The following is a 23,477-nucleotide window of genomic DNA, read 5'->3' on the forward strand; positions in this document are numbered from 1 at the left end:
ACAAAAATATATTATAAGACGTGGTATGAAAAATAATGCTGGATATTCTGCTAATAACGTTAAGTGGTATAGTATCCTCGTGGACTGTGTATAATGGTATATTATCAATACTCGGGGTAACGTGGAAACCGTTCGAGAGCAAAAATCATAGTGGAATAACATTTAGTCTGATAGTTCCAGTCAAAAATGAGGAAAGAGTGCTTCCTAGATTATTAGATCGGCTCGTAAATCTAGAATATGACAAGTCTAAATATGAAATAATAGTAGTAGAAGATGGTTCTACTGATAGAACCTTCCAAATTTGTAAAGAGTACGAGATAAAGTATAACAACCTTATAAGATGCTATAGTCTTCCGAGAGCTAACGTACCGAATGGGAAAAGTAGAGCGTTAAATTTTGCCTTAAGGATTAGTAAGGGAGAAATTATAGGTATATTCGATGGAGATACAGTACCAAGATTAGATATTTTGGAGTACGTTGAACCAAAATTTGAGGATATTACCGTTGGTGCAGTTCAAGGAAAATTAGTTCCAATAAATGTGAGGGAAAGTGTAACAAGTAGATTAGCTGCTATTGAGGAATTAATATATGAATATTCAATAGCTGGAAGAGCTAAAGTTGGGCTCTTTGTACCAATTGAAGGAACTTGTTCTTTCATAAGGAAAAGTATAATTATGGAGTTAGGCGGATGGAATGAATATTCTCTCACTGAAGATCTAGATATTAGCCTCAAAATCGTTAATAAAGGCTGTAAGATCGTTTATTCTCCCACAACTATTAGTTGGAGGGAAGTTCCAGTTAGCTTGAGGGTTTTAATTAGGCAAAGATTAAGATGGTATAGAGGGCATTTAGAAGTGCAATTAGGCAAACTTAGAAAGATCGATTTAAGAATAATAGACGGTATACTAATAGTGCTTACGCCATTCTTTATGGTCTTAAATCTGGTGAATTACTCTCTAGTATTAGTATACTCTTCTTCCCTATACATTGTCGCAGCAAGCTTAGTTTCTTTAGCCTCTCTGCTTTCATTATTACTTATAATCTTAATAGCAAGGAGACATATGATAGAGTATTTCTATATGATTCCTTCGTTCGTTTATATGAACTTTATTGTCGCACTAAACTTCACTGCAATATTTTTAGAGTTAATAAGAGCACCTAGAGTGTGGGTAAAAACTGAAAGAAGTGCCAAGGTTACGGGGGAGGTCATGGGATGATAACTGAATTTTTACTTAAAAAGAAATTAGAAGAACATTTAAGCCATGTAAAGGAAGAGAATACGATATATGTAACAGATTTAGTAAGATGCCCCAGAAGAGTAAGATATGAGAGTGAATACAAGGAGCTTGCAATCTCTCAGGTTTACGCGCCTTCAGCTATTTTAGGGGACATATTGCATCTCGGTCTTGAAAGCGTATTAAAAGGGAACTTTAATGCAGAAACTGAAGTTGAAACTCTGAGAGAAATTAACGTCGGAGGTAAAGTTTATAAAATTAAAGGAAGAGCCGATGCAATAATTAGAAATGACAACGGGAAGAGTATTGTAATTGAGATAAAAACTTCTAGAAGTGATAAAGGATTACCTCTAATTCATCATAAAATGCAGCTACAGATATATTTATGGTTATTTAGTGCAGAAAAAGGTATACTAGTTTACATAACTCCAGATAGGATAGCTGAGTATGAAATAAACGAACCTTTAGATGAAGCAACAATAGTAAGACTTGCAGAGGATACAATAATGTTACAAAACTCACCTAGATTCAACTGGGAATGTAAATATTGCATATTTTCCGTCATTTGCCCAGCTAAACTAACCTAAAATTAAAATCTCTCATCGATATAATTAAATTGTGCACACTAGACCAGTAGTTGCCACAATAGCTGGGAGTGACAGTGGAGGAGGTGCTGGATTACAGGCTGATCTAAAGACGTTTAGCGCATTAGGAGTTTTTGGTACAACAATAATAACCGGTTTAACAGCACAGAATACAAGAACAGTTACAAAAGTATTAGAGATACCATTAGATTTCATTGAAGCTCAGTTTGATGCGGTTTGCCTAGATTTACATCCAACTCACGCCAAAACTGGAATGTTAGCTTCTGGTAAAGTGGTAGAACTTGTACTGAGAAAAATTAGAGAGTATAACATAAAACTAGTTTTAGATCCAGTGATGGTTGCGAAATCTGGATCATTATTGGTAACAGAGGATATCTCGGAGCAAATAAAAAAGGCGATGAAGGAGGCCATAATATCTACTCCAAACAGATATGAAGCTGAGATAATAAATAAGACAAAGATTAATAGTCAAGATGATGTTATAAAAGCGGCAAGGGAAATTTATTCTAAGTATGGGAATGTTGTAGTTAAAGGATTTAATGGAGTAGATTACGCCATAATTGACGGAGAAGAAATAGAGTTAAAAGGTGATTACATCAGTACTAAAAATACACATGGTAGTGGAGACGTATTTTCTGCCTCCATAACTGCATATCTTGCCTTGGGATACAAACTTAAAGATGCATTAATAAGAGCTAAAAAATTCGCTACAATGACAGTCAAATACGGTTTGGACTTAGGAGGAGGATATGGACCAGTAGATCCCTTTGCCCCTATAGAGTCCATAGTGAAGAGAGAAGAAGGAAGAAATCAGCTAGAAAACTTACTTTGGTACTTAGAGTCTAATCTTAACGTTATACTTAAACTAATTAACGATACCTCGAAAGTAAATGTGGCATATATGACAAAGTATAATGATGTATTAAGTTTAGCTGGAGGATTAATAAAATATTTGGACAAGCTGAAGATTGATGGACCGATACTTAATAATGTAAATAACGAGATAACTAGAATCATGAGAGAAACACCAGATGAGAAAATAGGAATATTATTGCCATTTACTGATAAAATATTAGACGCTGCGGAAAAAGGTAAAATAAAATTAAATAAAAGTGGTATTAATGGGGACGCAATACTACGAGATAATATGGTATTAATTATAGCCAAGGATAAGGATGAGTTAATAAGAAAGTTAAAAGAGGTAGCTATAGGTTGATAATCGTAGTAGGAAGTTACAACGTTGATGTAATATTGAAAGTTAATAAAATACCTGAAATTGGAGAAACTGTAATAGCTGATGAATTATACATAACGCATGGAGGTAAAGGCTCAAATCAGGCAGTATCAGCTTCAAGATTAGGAAGCCATGTTAAAATAATCGTTGCAGTGGGAGATGATAAACATGGAACTGATGCGATCGAATTTTGGAAATCAGAAAATATTGACGTATCTAAAGTGAAAGTAAAGAGTGGTATAAACACTGGAACTGCATATATATTCGTTGACAAGAAAGGAAGAAATATCATTGTTGTAAACAGAGGTGCAAATTACTATTTGTCAGAAGACGATTTAAATAATAGCCTCGAGGGTGACATATTATTAATGCAATTGGAAATAAGGGAAAGTGTAGTTAAAAAGGCAGCAAAGGAGTTTAACGGAATAAAAATACTTAATCCCGCCCCAGCTAACCTTAAAGATACTGAAATTTTGTCATTAGTAGATATTATAACACCTAATGAAATAGAGTTCAAAGAGTTAGTAAATACTGACGATTTCGAATATGGTTTAAATCTATTGCTAAAGAAAGTAAAAAAGGCGGTGATAGTTACGCTAGGGGAAAGAGGAGCACTTCTGGCAACTAGAGACGGAAAAAAGGTACTTATACCAGCTCCTAAAGTAAATGTTATCGATGAAACGGGAGCTGGTGACGTATTTAATGCAGCGCTTTCCGTGTATTTAGAAAAGGGGTATGACCTTGAGACTGCAGTTGAATATGCGAATAAGGTTGCAGCGCTTTCCGTAACTAAGATAGGAGCTTTAGGACCAAAATTAGATGAGGTGGTGAGATTTCTTGAAGAAATCGACAAAGCGTAAAATGAAAAGTGATAGAAAAGAAGAGGAACATTGCATAGCAGGATTTTGTGATCTAGATTTTGTAGATATAACGGAGCGAGAGGATCTATGAAAATTACCTTTATTGGAACTGGAGCTGGTTCTAGTCTAGGGCTAAAAAGGGTTAAGTCCAGTATATTAATTAACGATAAAGTACTTCTTGACTTAGGTCCTGGGGCTGAGTTAAGATTAGAAGATCTAAGAATACATCCGAAAGCTCTCTTTATTACTCATTTGCATATTGATCATTTCAGTGGAGTTTTTGACTATTTAGTCCAGAGGAAAATAAGACAAATCCCCGAATTAGTAATCTATTCTCCCAAAGGCTTTTCAGAAGTCCTAAACATATACACTAGAATAGGAAATAATATTTCGGCTAAAATATATGAAAGCGACTTACCCAGCGGTAAAATTGACGAAATGGAAATATATTCGATTCAAGCTTGTCACTCGATTTATGCCGTTAGCTACATTATAAGCGATGGAAATACGAGAGTATTATATACTGGTGATACTAAAGAACCTTGTAATGCTATACTAGAAAACATAAAAGATGTTGATTTGATCATTCATGAAACAACTTGTGTAGATGACTGTAGTATTTGGGGACATACTTCAATAAAACAAATATTTGAGTTATTTAGCAATAAGAGAATTTTTGCTACACACATTCCGGCCGAAATTGAAGAAAAAATAATAAGCCTTGCTAATAATAAAATAAATATTGCTTTTGACGGGTTGTCATTAAATGTGTAGAATTTTGGCTTTTCATACTAAGGGCGAAATTTCAAAAGAATACGTAAATGCATTAATAAGGGCAAGTAGAAATGATATTTTCTCTAAATATGGAAGTCATCCAGATGGATGGGGTCTAAGTATATTTCTCAAGAGAAATGATAAATGGAAGGTAATTTATTATAGATCAGAAGATCCAATATATGAGGATCCTAACATCAGTTATCTAATTGATATTGCCAAGGGAGAGGACATAGTTGGAGTTATTCATGCAAGAAAAGCCGGTAGGAAATTTCTTACCGGACTATCTCACGCTCATCCCTATTACATGCGAGCAAACATCTATGATCTCTACTTTGCTCATAATGGTTCAGTTAGTAGAACAAGCTTTAAAGATAGCAATAGACCATTCACAGATAGCTATCTAATTCTAGAAGAGATTAAGACTTTAATAGAGAGTAATATGTCTCCATTTGACGCGTATGCAATAACTCTAGATAAACTGAAGGACTGTTCTACGAGCTTAAATTCAAGTTTGATTTATTACAATAAGAAGGAAGGACCCTCTATTCTAATTGGATATTATTATAATAGGAATAGATTATCAAAAGAGACTAATGAAGAGTATTACAAGCTATATACAGACAATAAAAGATACATCTTTTCATCAACAATAAAATATTATCTAGGAGTAGATGCAGAGGAACTTATAATGGGAAGTATTATACATCTTTAAGAGGTATAAATTCTTAAGCATGAAGATTATAATATTTATTTATGAAGGAGAGTCTCATAGAAGCAAAAGTTATGGATTATGGTAAACTAAAGGACATTCAAAAGGAAATTTTATATTACAAGCTCTATGTTGACGCATTGAAAAAGAAAGGGATTAAGGAAAAAGTGGACCCACCCCCTACCTTGCCCAAATCTATTGTATCTTCAGTGCTCACTGGAGGAATCCCTAGAGATGGCCCACTACAGATAGAATTAGTTAGTAATGATGTAGTAAAGATAAAGGAGTATAACACTTTAGTAAAAATACAGAGTGATTCTAGGCTACCGTTATATGCCATAGTAGAGTACAGGGATACTGATATAAGGGTTTATTTAGCTTATCGAGAGAATCCTAGCATAGTTGGATTAGACCTAGGCTTACGGCATCTAATAACAATTGTTGCAATAAAAGATACCAAACCATGGAAAGTGAGATTCTTTGATGAGCCTAAACTTATGGAGAAATTTGCAAATTTCTTAAGTGAAAATCAAGGAATTATTAAGTTAGAAGAAATGAAGAGTAACGCTAAAAGAATTATTTACGAAGCTGTAAGCTTTATTGAAGATTTAGAACCAAAAGTAGTTGCGATGGAGAATTTGGAATATTTTGAGACCAAAACGGGTAAAGGATTAAGAGCTTTACAGAATATGCTAGAGAACGAAATACGAAGAAGAGGTATTAGATATAGAAAAATAGACCCATATAACACATCAAGGGTATGTGCAAAGTGTGGATACAAGAAAGGTGAAATATTAGGCTCGCTATTTGTATGTCCAGCATGTGGATATAAAGCGGATAGAGATTATAACGCAGCATATAATATAGCACTAAAATGTTATTACACTTGCTAATACTAAATACTCCAATAATTCCTCAAAATATTCTTCTCTTCACTCAGATAATTCATAAATCTGGATCTCACCGAATCGTTTGACTGATATTTTTTATACTCCATTTTTATGTTTGCAAATCCTTCTAAAAACGCCTTTAAACCTTTTATTAAACCTTTATCGTAGCCCCCCTCTAAAACTGCATACTTTTTAGTGAATTTATTACTGAGTACTCCAAAACTATAGAATGTGTATTCAGTAGCGTTCACTGATGCTAGACCGTCGCCCATGTAAGAGTCAAATCCAGCAGAATAAGCGATAACTGCTGGTTTGAAGTCATCTAAAATTGCCTGGATAATTGGAATTAATTCCTCATATAAATCGTCACTACCTAAAGGAGGAATTAGTAAGTTAATCTTCGTCCCTTCTGCATCTTTCTCGCCTATCATATCTGGGAAACCGTTTCCAGGATAGATAGTTCTAGGATCTTGATGCACATCAATATGCAAAATATCTGGATCATCATAAAAAATCTCTTGAGTGCCATTGCCGTAATGCACATCAAAATCAATAATTGCAACTCTCTTTAGCTTGTACTTCTTAATGGGATATGCTACATTATTAAAAATGCAAAAACCTAGGGTAGGAGCACCAAACGCTCTACCGTTAACTCCAGCGTGATGACCAGGTGGCCTAACTAATGCAAAACCATTAGTCTCAAATGCCTCTAATGCACCACCCATTGCATAAAGTGCGGACTCATAGGTGTACCTATTAGTATAAGTATCTTCGTCTAAGTTCTCTTCTAATTTGGAGTGTTTTTCAACTAATTTAACGTAATCTTCCGAATGTATTATTTGTGGATCATCAACTTTAATAGGTTTTTTGAACTTAACCTTAAGTTGATTAATTGCAGATAATGCCTTGTCTATTCTACTGGGATTCTCAACGTGATACCCCTTTGGAGCATGATACTTGTATATATCATCATAAACAATAGTTATCATTTAGCCTATCTTTTTATAACACGTCTATTTAAGTTTAAAACATGAATCGAATACAGAGAGTACAAAAAGAATTGGAGAGAGCTAATGCAGATTACTTAATAACTGGCACTACTAGCAATATGTACTATTTAATAGGATTTTCTGAGGAACAAATGGAAAGGCCACTTTTACTTTTCATTACCAGAGACGATTATTTTCTACTTGTACCAAAACTTTATGAGGAGCAATTAAAGCAATTTCCGCTTATCGTCTACAGAGACGGAGAGGATCCTTACTCCAAGCTAAATTTGAAGGAAAATTCTAATGTTTTAATTGACGATACAACCTTCTCGCTATTTACTATAGAAATACTAAATAGATTCAAACCTGGAAGAATAGGCAGAGCCTCACGTATATTGGGAAAGCTTAGACAAGTAAAGGATGATGAGGAATTAGAAAAAATGGAGAAAGGTGTTAAGAAAGCGGAACAACTTATTTTAGAATTTGTATCGAACATAAAGGAAAATATGACAGAGTGCCAAATAGAGAGAAAATTAAAGAGTTTCTTGATCGAAGAGGCGGGTAATATATCGTTTGATCCAATAGTAACCTCCGGTCCTAACTCTTCTATGCCTCACTTAAGATGTAGTGATAAAAAGGTAAAACGAGGTGAGGCAATAGTTATAGATTATGGGATAAAGCATGATGGCTACTCTACTGACACCACAAGAGTGTTCTCCTTAGGTAAACCTAATGATCCTTTAATTTTAGAAATTGTCGAAATTGTTAAAACTGCGAATGAAGAGGCTGAAAAGCATGTAAGAGAAGGTATGAGAGCAAAGGAAATTGACTATTTTGCTAGAGAAGTCATAACTAATAAAGGGTATGGGGACTATTTTATTCACAGAACTGGACATGGTATAGGAATCGACGTTCATGAAGATCCATATATTTCGCCGGATAACGATGATGTAATAGAGCAAAATATGGTGTTTACTATAGAGCCTGGAATTTATCTACCAGGCAAATTTGGGATAAGGATAGAAGACGAAGTAGTAGTAAAAAAAGGTTATGGGAAAACACTAAACATGTTACAAAAAGAATTATACATTATATAATTTCGGCCATAATTTTTTAATTTCAGAATTTCTCTTCAAATGGTAATATTACATCTATGGTCGTTCTTAGTACTATAAAGAACGGAAGAAGGAAAACACTTAAAAGCATTTAGATATATCTTTTTGAAGGTGATTTCGGTGAAAAAGAGTTTGATAATATTACTTTTTGTAATATTATCTCCTATAACATATTTAACATTACCACTATCCTCACAATCCACTCCTATTCAAGGATATGCGACAAGTAGTGAGTTGATAACACCCGGCGAAATTGAGGTACCAATAACCTTTCATTTGATTAACTTAGGTCAAACCTTAACTGAGGTTACAATAACCCCTGCAGATACTTATCCGTTTTACCTTTACCCCTATAATAATGGAACTGAACTTACACACATACCCTTGTGGAATCAAGGACAGACAGTAAATGTTACTTACTTGTTTGATATAGCTAGTACTGCTAAGACTGGTACATATACTGATGTAGTTGTAGTTCAAGGTATCACTACCTCTGGTACCCAAGTAACTTATGATGTTTTAGTACCAGTAGTAATAGCTGGCTATGTTAATTTCTCCGCATCATCAGTATGGGGAACAACATCAAACCCAATGGTAGTAGGACCAGGAGAAAACAACATCCCACTAACAATAATACTACAAAACTTAGGTAATTCGTTAGTCACCAATATAACATTAGAACTAAACTCACAGTTTCCAGTTGGATTCCTACAAAATAACGCTACAATTTCCGCAATACCAGCAGGATATTATGGAGAGGTAACTGTAATGACTTCAGTATATCCTAATGCAACTGAAGGTTTGTATTACATCAAGCTAAATGTAATATACTATCATAATGCGACTACTACAGTATTAGTACCTATTGATATAGGATCATCTAATCAAGTGTCACTAGAGGACGCATGGGGTACACCATCAGACCCGATGGTAGCTGCGCCTGGTGAAACTTTACTTCCCCTCACTATTTACGTAAAGAATCTTGGCGAGAACCTACTATCCAATGTCATGTTAATATTGCAATCTCACTATCCAATTCAATTCCTCCAAAATTACACAATGATAGGTTTCGTACCAGCTGGAGGTTATAATTACGTTACAGTAGTAGCAAACGTCTATAAGAACGTAACACCTGGAGTATATTACGTACCAATAACCTTAGTGGCATACGATGGAGGGTTCATGCAGACTTTTGAAATGCCAGTCTACGTTTTAGGCTATGTTAATTTCTCCGCATCATCAGTATGGGGAACAACATCAAACCCAATGGTAGTAGGACCAGGAGAAAACAACATCCCACTAACAATAATACTACAAAACTCTGGGATAGTTACTGTAACTAACGCAACCTTGTTCCTACAATCACAGTATCCGGTACAGTTTCTACAGAACAATGTAACCCTTGGGAACGTCCCAGCCGGCTATCCTATACCAGTAACAGTACTAGCAAACGTTTATCCTAACGTAACAAATACCGGTGTTTACTACATAACCGCAAAAGTGATGTATTACGATGGTGTGATACAATATGTAAAGGTCCCAATATATATAGAGTCACTAAATCAAGTTTCGGTAGAGGGTATATGGGGTTCTTTATCTAATCCAATACTGGTAGCTCCGGGTGAGAACAATGTACCACTAACGCTAGTGATAAAGAATCTTGGTGAAAACCTACTATCAAACGTAAGCCTAATATTGCAATCTCATTATCCGATACAATTCCTCCAGCAAAACGCCTCCGTTGGTTTCGTTCCCGCTGGTAGCTACAATTACGTAACAGTGACGGCCAACGTGTTTCCAAATGCAACTCCAGGAGTATACTACATACCAGCAACCCTAGTGGCTTATGGTGGATTTAAGGAAAACATAATGATAACTGTTGATATCCTAGGATATGTTACAATACAAGCTCAAAGCTTGTGGGGAGAAGTAACATCCCCAATAACGGTCTCCTCAGGTGAGACTGATGTACCTTTAACGGTTTTACTCAAAAACACTGGTGACGTTAATATTCTTAATGCTACCCTAGTTTTCCAGAACGTAGAGTATCCATTAATCTTCCATCAGGCCACTGCACAAATCGGTATTGTACCAGCTGGTCAAGAGAATTATGCAACAGTTACTGTAAGTGTGTTTCCAAATGCAACTCCAGGAGTATACTACATACCAGCAACTCTATATTACTTCAATCATCAAACCACAATAACAGTTCCAATAACAATTTATTCACCTAATATTTCAGTAAATTTAGTAACTATTCCACCTCAAGTATTTCCTAGCTATTATGATGTTAGATTATTGGTAATTTTAACAAACTTTGGAGGTGGTATAGCGGAAAACGCTAACGTGAGCATTCAATCACCATTCCAAGTTATATCTTCTAATCCACTACACTTAGGAGCACTACCAGTGGGAGTCCCCATCAATGCCACATTTCTTATTAATGTTCCAAATAATACAGTGCCTAAAATCTACATTGTAAACATTACTATTAACTATGATGGTGGAAAAGAAACGTATCAATATCCATTACAGATATATCCCAAGGCTAATCTGATAGTAGTAGGAGTTTCTTATCCTTCACTAAGTGCAGGAGACAGCAACGTGCCAATTACAATAACTCTTAAAAACGCTGGAAATTCGACAGCTAAGAACGTTATAGTTAGGCTAGGAACTTCCAATCTAATATATCCTCATGTGAGTTCATCAAACCCATTGCAAGCATTAACAGCATCTGAGGTATTCGCTGGAGATATTGCACCCGGACAAGCAATAAATGTAACTTTTGTAGTCGATGTAAGTGGTGGAGCGTCTGCTGGAACTTACCCATTAGCAATTGCTTTGATATGGAATCAAACTGGTGCACTATTTCCATTTGAGCAGTCTGATACATTCTACGTAACAATATCTCCTCCATTCTATGAACAGTTCTTTAAATCACCTATTGGCATAATAACAATTATAGTAATAATAGTTATAATTATAGTGATTGCTGCCGTACTCCTAAGAGTAAGAAATAAAAGAAGATAAAAATATCTTTAAAATTATGATAAGAGCTTTTCTACTTTTAACATTGTTTTTTAGACCAATTTATTCGGAGTTAGCCTTAGTCCTCTCTTTAATACTCATACTATTAATACTTCTTCTTTCTTCTTTATCCTTATTAATAAAAATCTTAAGGCTACTGAAAAATATATATTAAACTAGAAACTAAAGAAAACATGTTAGGGTAAAATCTGTAATTTAATGATGCTGTTAATTTTACATAGGTTGAAAATAATGAAGTTAAATGGTTTATCGTTAGAATACGATAGAGCATTTGACTTAACAAGACTTTGAATGTAAGTTAGAAGATCTTTTAATAACTGCTTTGTGGACTTGTTAATTTTCGCATAGGGTTAAGAGGTCTTGCAAACATAAACTGTACATATGATCACTAATTGAAACAAAGATAATAGTAAGCTTAATGAAAAATATCCAACATATCAATTAAGCGTTTAACAATCATTTCTTTATGTAGAAGAAGTGGATTTTCTTTAGATCTAGCATTGATATATATTATCGTTATACATAATATAGAATTTTTAATTAAAAATTAAAAATATAAAAATATAATTATCATAAACCTATAATATATGCAAGCTTGCGATAGCTTAGAGGAAAAATTATAAGTTTCTAAGAGTTTCTCTGAAAATGTATATGATCCTAGAATTACTTAACATAATTGGTATAATTGCATTTACAATTTCTGGTTCTCTTAAGGGAACTAATAAGGGACTAGATATTTTTGGTGTTGTAACTCTAGGTGTAATAACTAGTTATGCCGGAGGTATAATTGCAGATATCTTACTGGGCATATATCCACCACAGATACTAAAGGAATTGAATTACCTACTACTAAGTGTAGGTATTTCCATTTTCGTCTTTTACTTCTATAAATGGTTACAGACTAATCCTATAAAGATGATAATTGCGATAAGTGATGCAGTAGGACTTTCAACTTTTGCTACATTAGGTGCATCATTAGCTTACTCTTATGGGTTAAATCCAATATCAGTTGGATTAATTGCGGCTATTGTTGGCACTGGTGGAGGTGTGATAAGAGATGTTCTTGTAAACGAAATTCCTATGGTACTTACAAAGGAAATATATGCTACTGCAGCCCTTCTTAGTGGATTTATATACTATTTCACTACTCCTTATTTACATCATGATAGTTTATTTGTAGCTTTTCTGGGTTCATTTTTATTGAGAATACTTTCAATAAAATACAATTTTAATTTACCTAAAAGGGAAGACAACAAAAGCTAATCCTTGCTATCTCTTTATATAGTAGAAATATCTCCCTCTTCTGCCTACCTTATTTTCCTTAATAAGTTGGGACAACGCATTGTAAACTTCTGGGGCAGGGTACGGTATATATTTCAATAAGTCATTAAATGTTATCCACTCCCTATCCTTTATTATTTTTTCTACAGACTGTTTAACATCTTCCATATATATTATAATATAACTAAATGTAAAATAAGTTTGTGTTAAAAAGGTTTGTAGATGTGTTATAAGATAATTTTATATTTATGGTCAATCTTTTACCACTGCATTGTTATTATACTTTAAGCCTACCAAAAAAGAAAGAGATATAAACGTTGCTTTGGAAATTGTATCTGAGTTATTCGCTTCGAGAATTGGTAAACTAATGGGTTTGCCTATTCTAGAAGTGTCTTTAATAAAACATGGGGATGAAATAGGATTATTAATGGATTATTTACCGGATAAAGCTACAGAGCAGAATATATATAATTTAGATGAAATCAAGATGAGTTTAGCATTTGAAGAATGGATTCTAAACATAGATTTAAAAGAGGATCATGTACTATCAAAGAACGGAAAGGGATTCATCATTGATCATGGACATTCATTGTCTGCTTGGAAACCATTATACTATATAATACAAATCATAGATAAAAAGGTAAGTAGATTTAATTTGTGGGCTAGTGAGGATGATTTTAGAGATGGAATAGAACTGTTATCGTCAATAGATCATAATACTATATCTGAAATTCTTAAGGAAAGCTTCTCCGAGGTAGTTGAGAGTAATTTCTGCAAATTATTTACTAGGGAAGTTGCTGCCGAGTACATGGACTTGAATATTAAGATTTTGGAAAAAAGAATGAAATATCTGAAAGATGGTAAGATTTTATTTACCTATAATTATAGGCAATAGAAATATAGCAAACATTAGATTAAAAAATACAATTATAGTTATTATTGTATATAGCTTATTTCTCTCTGACGCAAACTGCGCAATCCCTAATAACACTCTAAGTACGGGGGTAGCTATTAGAACCATTAAGCCTAAGTATATATAATCTAAACCGTATAGCTTAGGCAGTCCACTAAATATTTCAGAGGGTTTGAAAATTGAACTATTAACAATTGAATTTGAACTTGATATCTGAGTGATAGTAAAGCCGTTTGAACCATTATTCACAAATAGTAGAGCAACTCCGAAAATTATTATTATTGCACTAATTATTACGCCTATTCTTAACGTATTACCTATAATATTGTTAAAGTCCATATCCGAACCCCCTTAGTATCATTTGAATTCCTAGAAAGATGAGAATTGCAGTAAAAATGTACCTTATAGTTTTATTTGTAACTCTAACTAATATTTTAGTCCCAACAAACGCACCAATTAAAACACCCAATGCAGTACCTGCTGCCAAAAATGGCTGTATGTATCCGAATATCCAGTAAATTGAGCTCCCAGTTGCAGCTGTCACGCCAATCATGAAGTTACTAGTAGTAGTACTAACTTTCATCGGTAAGTTCATAGCCCAATCCATACCTAAAACCTTGAGCGCACCGGAACCTATTCCCAACAAACCAGAGATGAAACCAGCAAAGAACATAATTATTTCACCTAACCACCATCTAACACCATGATATTCAACCTCTTGTTTTAGGACTGTATCGTAATATTTCCCATAGAGCTCAAAAACTCTAGTTGTCCAATCTGGCTTAATGGGTTTAGGAAGTTCAAATTTAGACTTAGCAAGTTGTACATAAACCTGGGAAAGTAAGACAATTCCAAAGACAATGTATACTATAAATTCCAAGTGATGAGCGTAAATATAGGCCACTGTTAAGGCTCCAGCTATAGAGCCTGTTGTAGTAGCTATTTCAAGTCCCATTCCTATTTTGACGTTAGTTATTCTATCCTTAACGTAAGCACTTGCTGCACCACTAGAGGTTGCTATGGTTGAGATTAGACTAGCTCCAGAAGCATAGGCAATAGGCACATTTAGATATAATGTATAAATTGGTACTAAAAACGTGGCTCCACCTAAACCGGTTAAAGCGCCTAGTATACCTGAAAGAGCACTTATTAGCACAACTGTAACAAAAAATTCTATTGGCGTCAACATAAAATATACTACTAACTAAATGGTTATTAAAGTATTCTATCACTCTTCATCATATTCAACTGGATCTTTAAGTCCATTGATCCTAAACGCCATCTTCCTCATATAACAAGGCCCACATTTCCCACAATGTTTTTGCCCACCTTCATAACAGCTCCAGGTCAAATGTAGTGGGGCACCAATTTCGTATCCCAGCTTTACTATTTCGTGCTTTACTAAATTACCAACTGGCATTAATATCTCAATTCTCTTGTTTGGACCAGTTGCATATGGGCTTAACTTATTTAACATCCTTATGAATTCCATCTCGTTATCTGGATAAGCTCCAGCTTCCTCTAAATTTATTCCAGATGCTATGGCATCATATCCATAGGCTTCGGCAATTGCTAATGAAACAGAGAAGAAAATTAGATTTCTTGCAGGAACCCATTCATGTGCAAACTCTGCTCCTTCTTCTCCTTTCCTATCCTTAACTATCTCTCCTCCTCCCTTTATTAACGTGGCATGACCTATTATTTTGAATAAATCTGTATTTATTTCAAGCAGTGGTATTTGCAAATATTCGGCAATTTTCCTCACGGCCTCTCTTTCCTTTTCCTCAGCCTTATGGTGGTAATTAAAGTGTATTAGAGTAACTTCATGACCTTCTCTTAGAAGTTTAGTTGCTGCTACAGTGGAATCTAACCCACCACTTGCCACAACAAGTACCCTATACTTCTTTCTTTTTTCCATGATAGGCAACGTAGTTATTAGTTTATTCGAAGTGACCATTACTACCGAATATGGTTCCAATTTAGTTATATTTACTGGGTCGAATGGTTTTGCATCAAAATATTCGTCAAGAGATGTAAAGAATAGGGACTCCAACGAGTGGTCATAAGCCATGTATAATGGCTTAAAGTTCTGAGCTAGAAATATTCTATCAGGGTTTTTCTTATCTCCTATAACCAAAGCAAAACTTCCTTTGATTTGCTCTAATATTCCCTTTAGTGCTTCAAGATTACCGTCCCACGTCTTGTCCAAAAGTAGTGGAAGAATTGCACTATCTATCTTAGTTTTTCTTTTTAATTCATATTTTTTCTCTAATTCTAAATCATTTGCGATTATTCCATTATGAGTTACAATATATCTGTCTCCAATAAAAGGTTGAATGTCGTCCTCAGTTTTCTGTCTAACGTATTCAGTAGTGGGTTCTGCCCTATTATTAGCTATGACAACCCTAGAGTCTTCATCTAAAATGCCGTATAGTAATTCCTCTTTTTCTGAGGGCTTTCCTATGGATTTTCTTACTTTTACTGTACCATCCTTTTGAATTACAACAATACCAAAACTGTCCCTACCCCTATCTTCTGCCTTTTTGAGGATACTAGCTAATTTCAGCTCAACTTTCTCAAAATTTTTAGGGTTTAATATGAGGACTCCAGATACACTGCACACTTGTTTATACCTTTATAACTTACCTAAAAATCTGTCTAAACTCTAATTTTATCATAATTAGGTCTTCTTCTAAATTTTCGCCATCGACCATGGAGAATCCATATTTAGACGCTATGAAGGGAATGCTTTCTAATGTGTCTTCTGTTGTCACAAACGTAACAATATCTCCTAATTTACATTTGTCTTTCTGTTTAGATAGAAATGTCTCTACATCTTTTGTACTATTAAGGATATCCACCATACTTTTAACCTACATGAAATAGTTAATAAAATTGTGGAGATTCTAAGTGAAGTAAATGACAAGCTAAAAACGTTTAACGCTAAGATAGCTCACGTTCATACAGAAACTTTTCTGGAACCGGAATATGGACCATCCATAAACGAAATAGATATTGATGATAAGCTAAAGAAATCTATTATAGAATATGGAATAGAGAGATTATATAAATATCAATATGATGCATACCGAAAAATAAAAAATAAGGAAAACGTCATGATCATATCAGGTACTGGAACCGGTAAAACTGAAGCATTTTTAATCCCAATTCTAGACCTAGCATTAAAGGGCGAAAGAAGTGTTTTAGTTTATCCTACAAAAGCTCTAGCAAGGGATCAACTTACTAGAGTTTACAAATTAGCAAGAGAATTAGGATTGAATGTTGGGATTTTCGATGGAGATACACCGGAAAAAGAGAGAGAAAGATTGTATAGAAATCCTCCTCACATACTAATAACTAATCCAGATATGATACATTTAGGCCTAGCTTTAAGTACTAGATTCAGGTTTTTGTTAAGAACTGCTGATCATTTTATATTTGATGAAGTTCATGTATATGAAGGCGTTTTAGGTGCTCATATAAGAAATCTAGCTGATAGAATCAAGGAATTTAAGAACGATATTCATATAGTAGCGTCAAGTGCCACAGTAGGCGCTACAAAATACTTGTTTGAGGAGCTGTTCGGGGTTGAGGGGGAAATAATAGAGGGGATAAGAAGAAGAAAAGGAATCGCAATACATAGCATTATTGATAGTGGTAATTCTAGTAGGTGGACGTTGGCTGCTTATTTGGCGGCAGTTCTAGTTAAAAATGGGCTAAAAGTACTAGTGTTTACTGATTCTCAACAGATGGCAGAGTTAGTAGCTAAGATAGCTGATAGATTTAGAGTAAATCTAGAGGTGCATAGAGCAGGTTTAATTGCAGAAGAAAGGATAAAAGTAGAGGAGAAGCTAAGAAATGGAGAATTGGATGGAGTAGTGGCCACACCTACTTTAGAGCTAGGAATAGACATAGGAACCATTGATGCAGTAATAATGGCAGAGAATCCACCAAGTTATACTAAATACGTTCAGAGAGCTGGGAGAGCAGGGAGAAGGAATAACGCTGGTTTAGTATTTACAATCTTAGGAGATGATCCTATAGATAGTTACTATCTTAGGCACCCAGAGGAGTTCTTTACCAGAAAAATACAAGCATTAACATTTGATCCTACAAACATAGAAGTAATTAAAATTCATGCTTTAGCATATTTGGCTGAAAAATATAGAGTAAAGTTGAATAATTTACCTCCTCTTTGGAAAAAAGCATATGAGATATTAGCTACCGAAAGCAGAGCTAAAATTGTAGGTAGTTATGTCTTAGCTACTCCAGAAACTAAAAAATATGTTGCCACAACCTCTCTTAGGAGTGTAGGCCCCATAGTAAGAATATATGAAGATAAGAAGAAAATCGGCGAAAGAGAACTGCCTGCGGCATTGCATGACCTATATCCAAATGCAGTATATTTGATTTCAAAGAAGACTTACATTATAGAGGAATTTGATATTGACAGATTAATAGCAAAGGTAAGAAAAGTTAATAGTGAGTTATCGTATTACACTAAACCCCTTTATTCAATGGATCTATTGGAGTTTAATAAAAAAGATGAGAGAGAAGTATACGGAGAAAAAGTGGAATATGGGGACATGAAATTAGTCATGAGAGTGGAAGGTTATGTAACTTATGATGTATATTCTAAAAGGGGGAAAAATGAGTACTTTTATGAAAACCCTATTTCATTTACATATAATACGAAGGGGCTTCTAATATACCACCCATTAATAGATGACTTCACTCTCATAGATCATATGGAGACCTACCATGCAACCGAGCACGTATTAATATCTGCAGCCAGAGTTGCCGCAGGAGCGTCGTTAACTGACTTGGGAGGAATAAGCTATCCTAGTGGACACGTTGTAATATACGACTCCTCCATAGGAGGAAGCGGAGTTTCTAAATTATTATTTGAAAGATTGGAGCAAGCTTACGAAGTTGCATTAGATATAGTTAAGAGTTGCAATTGTGAGGATGGTTGTCCTAATTGTGTATACAGTCCATATTGTGGTAATAATAATAAATATTTATCTAGGAAAAAATCGTTAAGATTAATAGACGGGTTAATAAAGGGTACAATAAAAGGAGTAAACAAGGATAGAGAGGGAAACCCAATTGCATAATAACTTTTACAGAATATTAAAGCCAACAAAAGTAGGCAATGTTGAGGTAAAGAACGTAATAAAATACTCAGAAGGTATATCTATCTTACCAAATGCCGTACCTAGATATGAATACTTTAGGGGATTAGAGGGTGAGAATGTAATTGATTTCATTGATTATAAGGGTGTAGATGACTTAGGTGACAAGCTACGAGTAAAGGCTGGTACTAAATGGAGTGAAGTTCTGGAAAAATATAAAGTAGAATTTTGGTCTAATGCGGATTTTTCTATTGGAGGGTCTGTATTCTTTAATGACCCAATTACAGGCTTTAATGAATTTGGAAAGATAAATGGGAGAGTTGAAGTTGATGCCTACTTGGATGGCAAATATTACTCTGGACGATATAAGGGTGGAATTGTAATACATGTCTATTTGAAAAAAGAGGAAAAGGAAATAGTGTATAAAAGGTTATATGGAAACTTATCCGAATTAATTTCTATTATAAAAAGTTGGTATACTTCAAGAATACCAGTATTTAGGGAAGTTAGTCTAGTAAAGAAAGATAAGGAGAGTTATATACTGGTATCATATCCCAAAACAAGAGAAGTACTGCTACAGGGTTTATTAAGCGAGTTTAACGAAGAAAGTTCACCTATTGTTGAGAAGATAGAGTATGAGTATTGGTATCTAGGTTACTCACCTCTAAACACAATTGATAGTATAATTAATCTTGCAAAAGAATCTCAGCTGTCGGTAATACGATTTAGAAAGGATGAAATCGCTTATTCAATTTACTCTAATAAGCGACTAGAGTCTATAAGAAACACTCTAGAGTATTCTACCATAGAGGGAGAAGGCTTATTCAATGGATGCATTCTATGCGGTAAATGTGTTAGTGTTTGCCCTTACGGTAAACAAACTAATGACGTATTCCATACTCCTCTTGGTTTCTATTCAATCACATATTTTGAGAAAGAGAACGATCTGGCTAATTGTCACATGTGTGGTTTATGTGAACAAGTTTGTCCTGTAAGATTAGATATCACTAATGAATTAAGAAAAGCTACAAAAATTAATCAAATATCCCCTAAGAATCTACTCAGAAGTATTAACAGCGATCTAAGTAGTGTTCTGATAATAACATCTTTATCAGAAGAACTTAATGATCAAATAATTAAGTCTCTTATATACTTAATTAAAAAAGGTAAGAGAGTAGGTATATTTTACCTAGCAGAAGACTTTTCGAAAATAGTGAAGAATGAGTTTAGTTTAGAGGGATTGTTAAAATTTAAAGAAATTTATACCATAACACCTGAAGAATATTTCTATTTACAGAAACTAAAGAAAAGGACTGTAATAGATATATACAATATACAATTATTAGCAATGAACGACTTAAAAATGAATAAAGATAACCTTCATATACCATGCTTGTTAGGGAGTGAGTTAAACGAGTCAAATTTTACTTGCACCAATGTGTTTCTTAATATCCTTAATAATAAGGATAATATTAATAGGACAATTGATAAAAAAGTTACACTATGCCCATTAACTGCAAGGGAATTAAATATTAAAACACCGTTAGATTTAGTTGAAATAAACTTAGATGAAAATTATATTAGCGATTTTTACAAAAAGCTTGAGATCGGTACTAAAGATTTAGGAGAAGATATTGAGGAAGATTTAGGTTGGTACAAGGATATTGAGGATAGAATAGTAGATGAAGTATACTCTACACTAATAGATGGAATAATTAAAGGCGAGAACATAGAGAACTTAGTTCTACTGTATTTCAAACTAAATAGTATGGACTTAACCAAAAATATTAAAGAGATCTTAATGGATAAGTTAACTAAAATTATTTTCTCCTAACAATATAAAGCAGATGGCCAATTTCTGGTAATATCAATTCCTTCATAGCTAATCTTACAGCGTCAGGTGAACCGGGCAACAGGAAAATTACCTTGTCGTTTATTATTCCAGCAGTAGCTTTTGTCAAATATGATGCGGATTTAACTTCAGGATCATTATAGCTCACCAGTCTAAATACATCGGAAAAACCCTCGATTTCTCTATCGAATATTCTTCTTATAGTCTCTACTGTGACATCACTCTGCGTATAACCAGTACCGCCTGTTGATATAATTACGTCAGTTTGGGAATTATCTAAGGCGTTTGCAAAAGCTTTAAGTATTTTTACTTTCTCATCCGGCACTAATTCGTAACCTATTATATTATAGTTCGATTGTATAATTAACTGTTTTATAATATCCCCGGACTCATCTATTAAAGGTTCCTTTCTCACTAATTTCTCATATCTAGAAGTACTTATTGTAATTACGTAAAAGTTTATATTAGTAGGAGCGTGTTGCCTATGTTGTTTATGAGCTGACATAAGATTATTCAATCTTCAAAATGATTTTAACTTTACTATTTCAGCTATATCTAAATCCATATCGTTAAATTCATCCCTCACCAGAATCTTTCCTTTAATAAAAATTTCCATATTAGGTAATAGTTCTGTAAATCTAGTCCTAAAACTAGTTAAAATATACTCGTTGCCATGATTGTCAGTTACAAGATACTTTACTGGAATAGTAAATGGTTTAATTGATTTTAAAATTCTCACATATCCTTCAAATTCCTTTACTTCCCTAACTGGACCAAATTTTTCACATTGGACAATTTTAAATGTATATCCTCGCCCTTCAAAAATGCCTTCTAAAATCCTTTTACTTTTTAAAATCTTAAATGAAGAATAGTCTAGAGTCTCTATTTCAGACTCTTCGACAGTGGATAACGGTTTAGTGATCCCCTTTTTTCTTAACTCCTCTAAGACGTAATAATGTTCTGGTTTGAAGCTCAAGAAGTCCATATCATTACCCTTGCCTAAATACAAATAGCTCCCAGTAATTCCTACATCTCCATTAAAAAAGCGCAGGAATTCTCTTACTCTGTTATTGAATATCTTAGCATTGAATGGATCTAAGATTTCACTTTCGTTTAGGGGAACTAAAGGTACATTAAATCCTATCTCATCAACATATTTTAATAAATTGCTAAATTTAGTTCTTACTACTTCTAACGCATCATTTAACCTCTTGATCTTTACCCCATTGAATAATCTAGGTATTGCAACAGCATACCCATCTGGATGATAGCATCCTTTAATGCTCCATATTACATCTCTATATTTTAGAAAATAACCCTCAACTATCATACTCTTAGTTAACTTTTTAATAACTATGACTTATCAACATTACGATTTGAAGGTCATTATAGTCGGAGGAGGAATAGTAGGTAGTTCGATTTATAGATTGTTAAAGAAAAATGGAATTGAAGTACAATTAATTGATCCTAAAGTAAAAAGACCATTTCCAAGTCTAATCCATTCTTTGTTGTTAAAGGGAAAAGATATTGAATTAGCTAAATTGTCTTTAAATTTTTATAAAAAATTTAACATCCCTTATTACCCTTTTAAATCATACACTTTAGGTAAAATCAACTCTTCAATAATAGACTCGTGGATCTCTGCCGGAGTTAATATTAACGTAAAATATGTAAATTGGATAAATGACCAGGCCATTGAGGCCATTGGCGGAGATGGATTAGTGTCCATCGGAAGTTTAATAAACAGTACAGAAAAGATTATATATCAGTCCAATATTGTCATCGACAAGGGTAAGGGATTTGTTAAAATTAATAATAAACTATATGAAAGCGATTTGATAATTCTCTCTGCTGGAGCGTGGAGTAAATATTTAATTAACGTTAAGCTCCCTGTAAAGACTTACTATTGTTGGGCTTCACTATTTTTAAGTAAAAAGAAAGAGGTAGGATCTAATATAATATATGATTACGTTAATAACTTCTATTCTAGACCAGTTATAGGGCTTGGATTTCCGTTAGCTATTATGGGAGATGGAAAAGCTATAGAAACTACTCCTTTACAGCAAAATATCTGTATAGAAGATAAGAATGAAGTTTCCGCTAGAATTTCCAGGAGGCTAGGTGAAGTCAAGGAGTTATATACTTCTGGTAGTTTTTGTGAAGCCACGCCAGACATGAGACCAGCATATGGAAAAATAGCTGAAAATGTATATTTTATAGGTGGATTTAACGGTTATGGAGCTGAGGTAGGGCCAGGGTTAGCTCATGTCCTTGTAGAGGAGATTTTATCTAAAAAAGAAGATACTTATTTTACGGAATATAGACTAGAAAGGCTTAATGGGTATGATGGCAATTTCGAAATAGGGCAAGAACCTCATGAGTTATAGATTCTTAAATGAGCTTTTATCGTTTCATCCTCACTTATGGATAGCTTGCTAATTTCTAAATGAGACCTCTGCTTATCTCTACATTTTATGCAATCGTATAGTATCCACGCTCCTAAAAATTCGTCACCATAATAATATTTAATTCCTCTCCATCCCTCTTTGATAAGCAAACTATCGGCTACTTTCTCATTCGTAGTTGGAAATGCCACCATTTTCTCTAATTTTATGTAATACGGAGAGTAATTCTTGAAATATTTTGCGTGTATAAGTACTGAAAATGGTGTGTAAAATTCATCTATATCACTTACCTTAACTATTTGTACAATGTTATTATTGTCAACGTATATCGCTACGTTTCTATAATCTTGGAACAGATCTTCCAGAAATGACCAAGGGGAAGGTTGTGATCCTAATAGCCATGATATCATAGTTAGTAGACTTTTTAAC

The 23,477-nt window shown here is 34.0% G+C and carries 23 protein-coding genes; 14 read left to right on the plus strand and 9 right to left on the minus strand.

Annotated elements, in window-relative coordinates:
* The first annotated feature begins 35 nt into the window (after nt 1–35).
* The 7 genes from SSOP1_RS00005 (at nt 36) to SSOP1_RS00035 (ending at nt 6,313) form a co-directional block, all read left to right on the plus strand.
* A complete protein-coding gene (locus SSOP1_RS00005; protein ID WP_009989653.1) occupies nt 36–1,217 on the plus strand; it encodes a glycosyltransferase family 2 protein in 1,182 nt (393 codons plus the stop codon).
* Nucleotides 1,214–1,822 (plus strand): CRISPR-associated protein Cas4, encoded by a 609-nt coding sequence (cas4, locus tag SSOP1_RS00010; RefSeq protein ID WP_009989652.1) that lies wholly within the window; start codon nt 1,214–1,216, stop codon nt 1,820–1,822. Before SSOP1_RS00005 ends, cas4 begins: the two co-directional genes overlap by 4 nt.
* A gap of 31 nt (nt 1,823–1,853) precedes the next feature.
* Entirely contained in the window at nt 1,854–3,056 is a 1,203-nt protein-coding gene (thiD, locus tag SSOP1_RS00015) for a bifunctional hydroxymethylpyrimidine kinase/phosphomethylpyrimidine kinase (RefSeq protein ID WP_009989649.1), read from the plus strand.
* Nucleotides 3,053–3,934: a ribokinase gene (rbsK, locus tag SSOP1_RS00020; protein ID WP_009989648.1), complete on the plus strand. Its 882-nt coding sequence runs from the start codon at nt 3,053–3,055 to the stop codon at nt 3,932–3,934. The genes thiD and rbsK overlap by 4 nt, the downstream gene beginning before the upstream one ends.
* Before the next feature lie 87 nt (nt 3,935–4,021).
* Nucleotides 4,022–4,708 carry an MBL fold metallo-hydrolase gene (locus SSOP1_RS00025; protein ID WP_009989647.1) on the plus strand — a complete coding sequence of 229 codons (687 nt, stop codon included), beginning with the start codon at nt 4,022–4,024 and terminating at the stop codon, nt 4,706–4,708.
* Nucleotides 4,701–5,423, plus strand: a complete 723-nt coding sequence (locus tag SSOP1_RS00030; protein WP_009989646.1) for a class II glutamine amidotransferase — start codon at nt 4,701–4,703, stop codon at nt 5,421–5,423. The genes SSOP1_RS00025 and SSOP1_RS00030 overlap by 8 nt, the downstream gene beginning before the upstream one ends.
* 41 nt (nt 5,424–5,464) lie before the next feature.
* Nucleotides 5,465–6,313 carry a zinc ribbon domain-containing protein gene (locus SSOP1_RS00035; protein ID WP_009989645.1) on the plus strand — a complete coding sequence of 283 codons (849 nt, stop codon included), beginning with the start codon at nt 5,465–5,467 and terminating at the stop codon, nt 6,311–6,313.
* 2 nt (nt 6,314–6,315) lie between these two features.
* Here the strand turns inward: SSOP1_RS00035 and SSOP1_RS00040 are convergent, their stop codons facing one another.
* Nucleotides 6,316–7,299 carry a histone deacetylase family protein gene (locus tag SSOP1_RS00040; RefSeq protein WP_009989642.1) on the minus strand — a complete coding sequence of 328 codons (984 nt, stop codon included), beginning with the start codon at nt 7,297–7,299 and terminating at the stop codon, nt 6,316–6,318.
* A gap of 41 nt (nt 7,300–7,340) precedes the next feature.
* On the opposite strand from SSOP1_RS00040, the gene SSOP1_RS00045 reads away from it, so the two are divergent.
* From SSOP1_RS00045 to SSOP1_RS00055, 3 genes are all read left to right on the plus strand, one after another.
* Entirely contained in the window at nt 7,341–8,396 is a 1,056-nt protein-coding gene (locus SSOP1_RS00045) for an aminopeptidase P family protein (protein ID WP_009989641.1), read from the plus strand.
* A gap of 138 nt (nt 8,397–8,534) precedes the next feature.
* On the plus strand, nt 8,535–11,444 hold the full coding sequence (locus SSOP1_RS00050; RefSeq protein ID WP_009989640.1) for a COG1361 S-layer family protein: 2,910 nt from the start codon (nt 8,535–8,537) through the stop codon (nt 11,442–11,444).
* A gap of 663 nt (nt 11,445–12,107) precedes the next feature.
* On the plus strand, nt 12,108–12,725 hold the full coding sequence (locus tag SSOP1_RS00055) for a trimeric intracellular cation channel family protein (protein WP_009989639.1): 618 nt from the start codon (nt 12,108–12,110) through the stop codon (nt 12,723–12,725).
* A gap of 6 nt (nt 12,726–12,731) precedes the next feature.
* Here the strand turns inward: SSOP1_RS00055 and sul7s are convergent, their stop codons facing one another.
* Nucleotides 12,732–12,911 carry a winged-helix single-stranded DNA-binding protein Sul7s gene (gene sul7s, locus SSOP1_RS00060; protein WP_009989637.1) on the minus strand — a complete coding sequence of 60 codons (180 nt, stop codon included), beginning with the start codon at nt 12,909–12,911 and terminating at the stop codon, nt 12,732–12,734.
* A 103-nt stretch (nt 12,912–13,014) separates the two neighbouring features.
* On the opposite strand from sul7s, the gene SSOP1_RS00065 reads away from it, so the two are divergent.
* Nucleotides 13,015–13,638: a hypothetical protein gene (locus SSOP1_RS00065; RefSeq protein ID WP_009989636.1), complete on the plus strand. Its 624-nt coding sequence runs from the start codon at nt 13,015–13,017 to the stop codon at nt 13,636–13,638.
* Here the strand turns inward: SSOP1_RS00065 and SSOP1_RS00070 are convergent.
* Genes SSOP1_RS00070 through SSOP1_RS00085 form a run of 4 tightly spaced genes read right to left on the minus strand, consistent with a single transcriptional unit; the run spans nt 13,612 to nt 16,520 of the window.
* Nucleotides 13,612–13,995 (minus strand): DUF1634 domain-containing protein, encoded by a 384-nt coding sequence (locus SSOP1_RS00070; protein WP_010922856.1) that lies wholly within the window; start codon nt 13,993–13,995, stop codon nt 13,612–13,614. The genes SSOP1_RS00065 and SSOP1_RS00070 overlap by 27 nt on opposite strands.
* Nucleotides 13,985–14,845, minus strand: a complete 861-nt coding sequence (locus SSOP1_RS00075; RefSeq protein WP_009989633.1) for a sulfite exporter TauE/SafE family protein — start codon at nt 14,843–14,845, stop codon at nt 13,985–13,987. The genes SSOP1_RS00070 and SSOP1_RS00075 overlap by 11 nt, the downstream gene beginning before the upstream one ends.
* Before the next feature lie 39 nt (nt 14,846–14,884).
* Entirely contained in the window at nt 14,885–16,279 is a 1,395-nt protein-coding gene (gene queC, locus SSOP1_RS00080) for a 7-cyano-7-deazaguanine synthase QueC (protein ID WP_009989631.1), read from the minus strand.
* Between the two features lie 19 nt (nt 16,280–16,298).
* Nucleotides 16,299–16,520 (minus strand): hypothetical protein, encoded by a 222-nt coding sequence (locus SSOP1_RS00085; protein ID WP_009989630.1) that lies wholly within the window; start codon nt 16,518–16,520, stop codon nt 16,299–16,301.
* A 33-nt stretch (nt 16,521–16,553) separates the two neighbouring features.
* Here SSOP1_RS00085 and SSOP1_RS00090 point away from each other — a divergent pair, with 33 nt between their 5' ends.
* Both SSOP1_RS00090 and SSOP1_RS00095 read left to right on the plus strand, forming a co-directional pair.
* On the plus strand, nt 16,554–18,773 hold the full coding sequence (locus SSOP1_RS00090) for a DEAD/DEAH box helicase (RefSeq protein WP_009989629.1): 2,220 nt from the start codon (nt 16,554–16,556) through the stop codon (nt 18,771–18,773).
* Nucleotides 18,766–20,625, plus strand: a complete 1,860-nt coding sequence (locus SSOP1_RS00095) for a 4Fe-4S dicluster domain-containing protein (RefSeq protein ID WP_009989628.1) — start codon at nt 18,766–18,768, stop codon at nt 20,623–20,625. Before SSOP1_RS00090 ends, SSOP1_RS00095 begins: the two co-directional genes overlap by 8 nt.
* On the opposite strand, the gene SSOP1_RS00100 is transcribed toward SSOP1_RS00095, so the two are convergent.
* Together SSOP1_RS00100 and SSOP1_RS00105 are read right to left on the minus strand one after the other, a co-directional pair.
* Complete coding sequence (locus SSOP1_RS00100; protein WP_009989626.1) at nt 20,612–21,148, minus strand: MogA/MoaB family molybdenum cofactor biosynthesis protein; 537 nt, start codon at nt 21,146–21,148, stop codon at nt 20,612–20,614. The two genes, SSOP1_RS00095 and SSOP1_RS00100, sit on opposite strands and share 14 nt — an antisense overlap.
* Nucleotides 21,149–21,163: 15 nt before the next feature.
* Nucleotides 21,164–21,973, minus strand: coding sequence for a hypothetical protein (locus SSOP1_RS00105; protein ID WP_009989625.1), 810 nt, complete (start codon nt 21,971–21,973; stop codon nt 21,164–21,166).
* Nucleotides 21,974–21,998: 25 nt separating this feature from the next.
* Here SSOP1_RS00105 and SSOP1_RS00110 point away from each other — a divergent pair, with 25 nt between their 5' ends.
* Nucleotides 21,999–23,030 carry an FAD-dependent oxidoreductase gene (locus SSOP1_RS00110; protein ID WP_009989624.1) on the plus strand — a complete coding sequence of 344 codons (1,032 nt, stop codon included), beginning with the start codon at nt 21,999–22,001 and terminating at the stop codon, nt 23,028–23,030.
* Here SSOP1_RS00110 and SSOP1_RS00115 read toward each other — a convergent pair.
* The gene (locus SSOP1_RS00115) at nt 23,018–23,458 is read right to left on the minus strand and encodes a hypothetical protein (protein ID WP_009989622.1); all 441 of its coding nucleotides are present in this window, start codon (nt 23,456–23,458) and stop codon (nt 23,018–23,020) included. The two genes, SSOP1_RS00110 and SSOP1_RS00115, sit on opposite strands and share 13 nt — an antisense overlap.
* Nucleotides 23,459–23,477 lie beyond the last annotated feature (19 nt).

The sequence above is a fragment of the Saccharolobus solfataricus genome (genome assembly GCF_900079115.1).
Lineage (GTDB): Archaea > Thermoproteota > Thermoprotei_A > Sulfolobales > Sulfolobaceae > Saccharolobus > Saccharolobus solfataricus.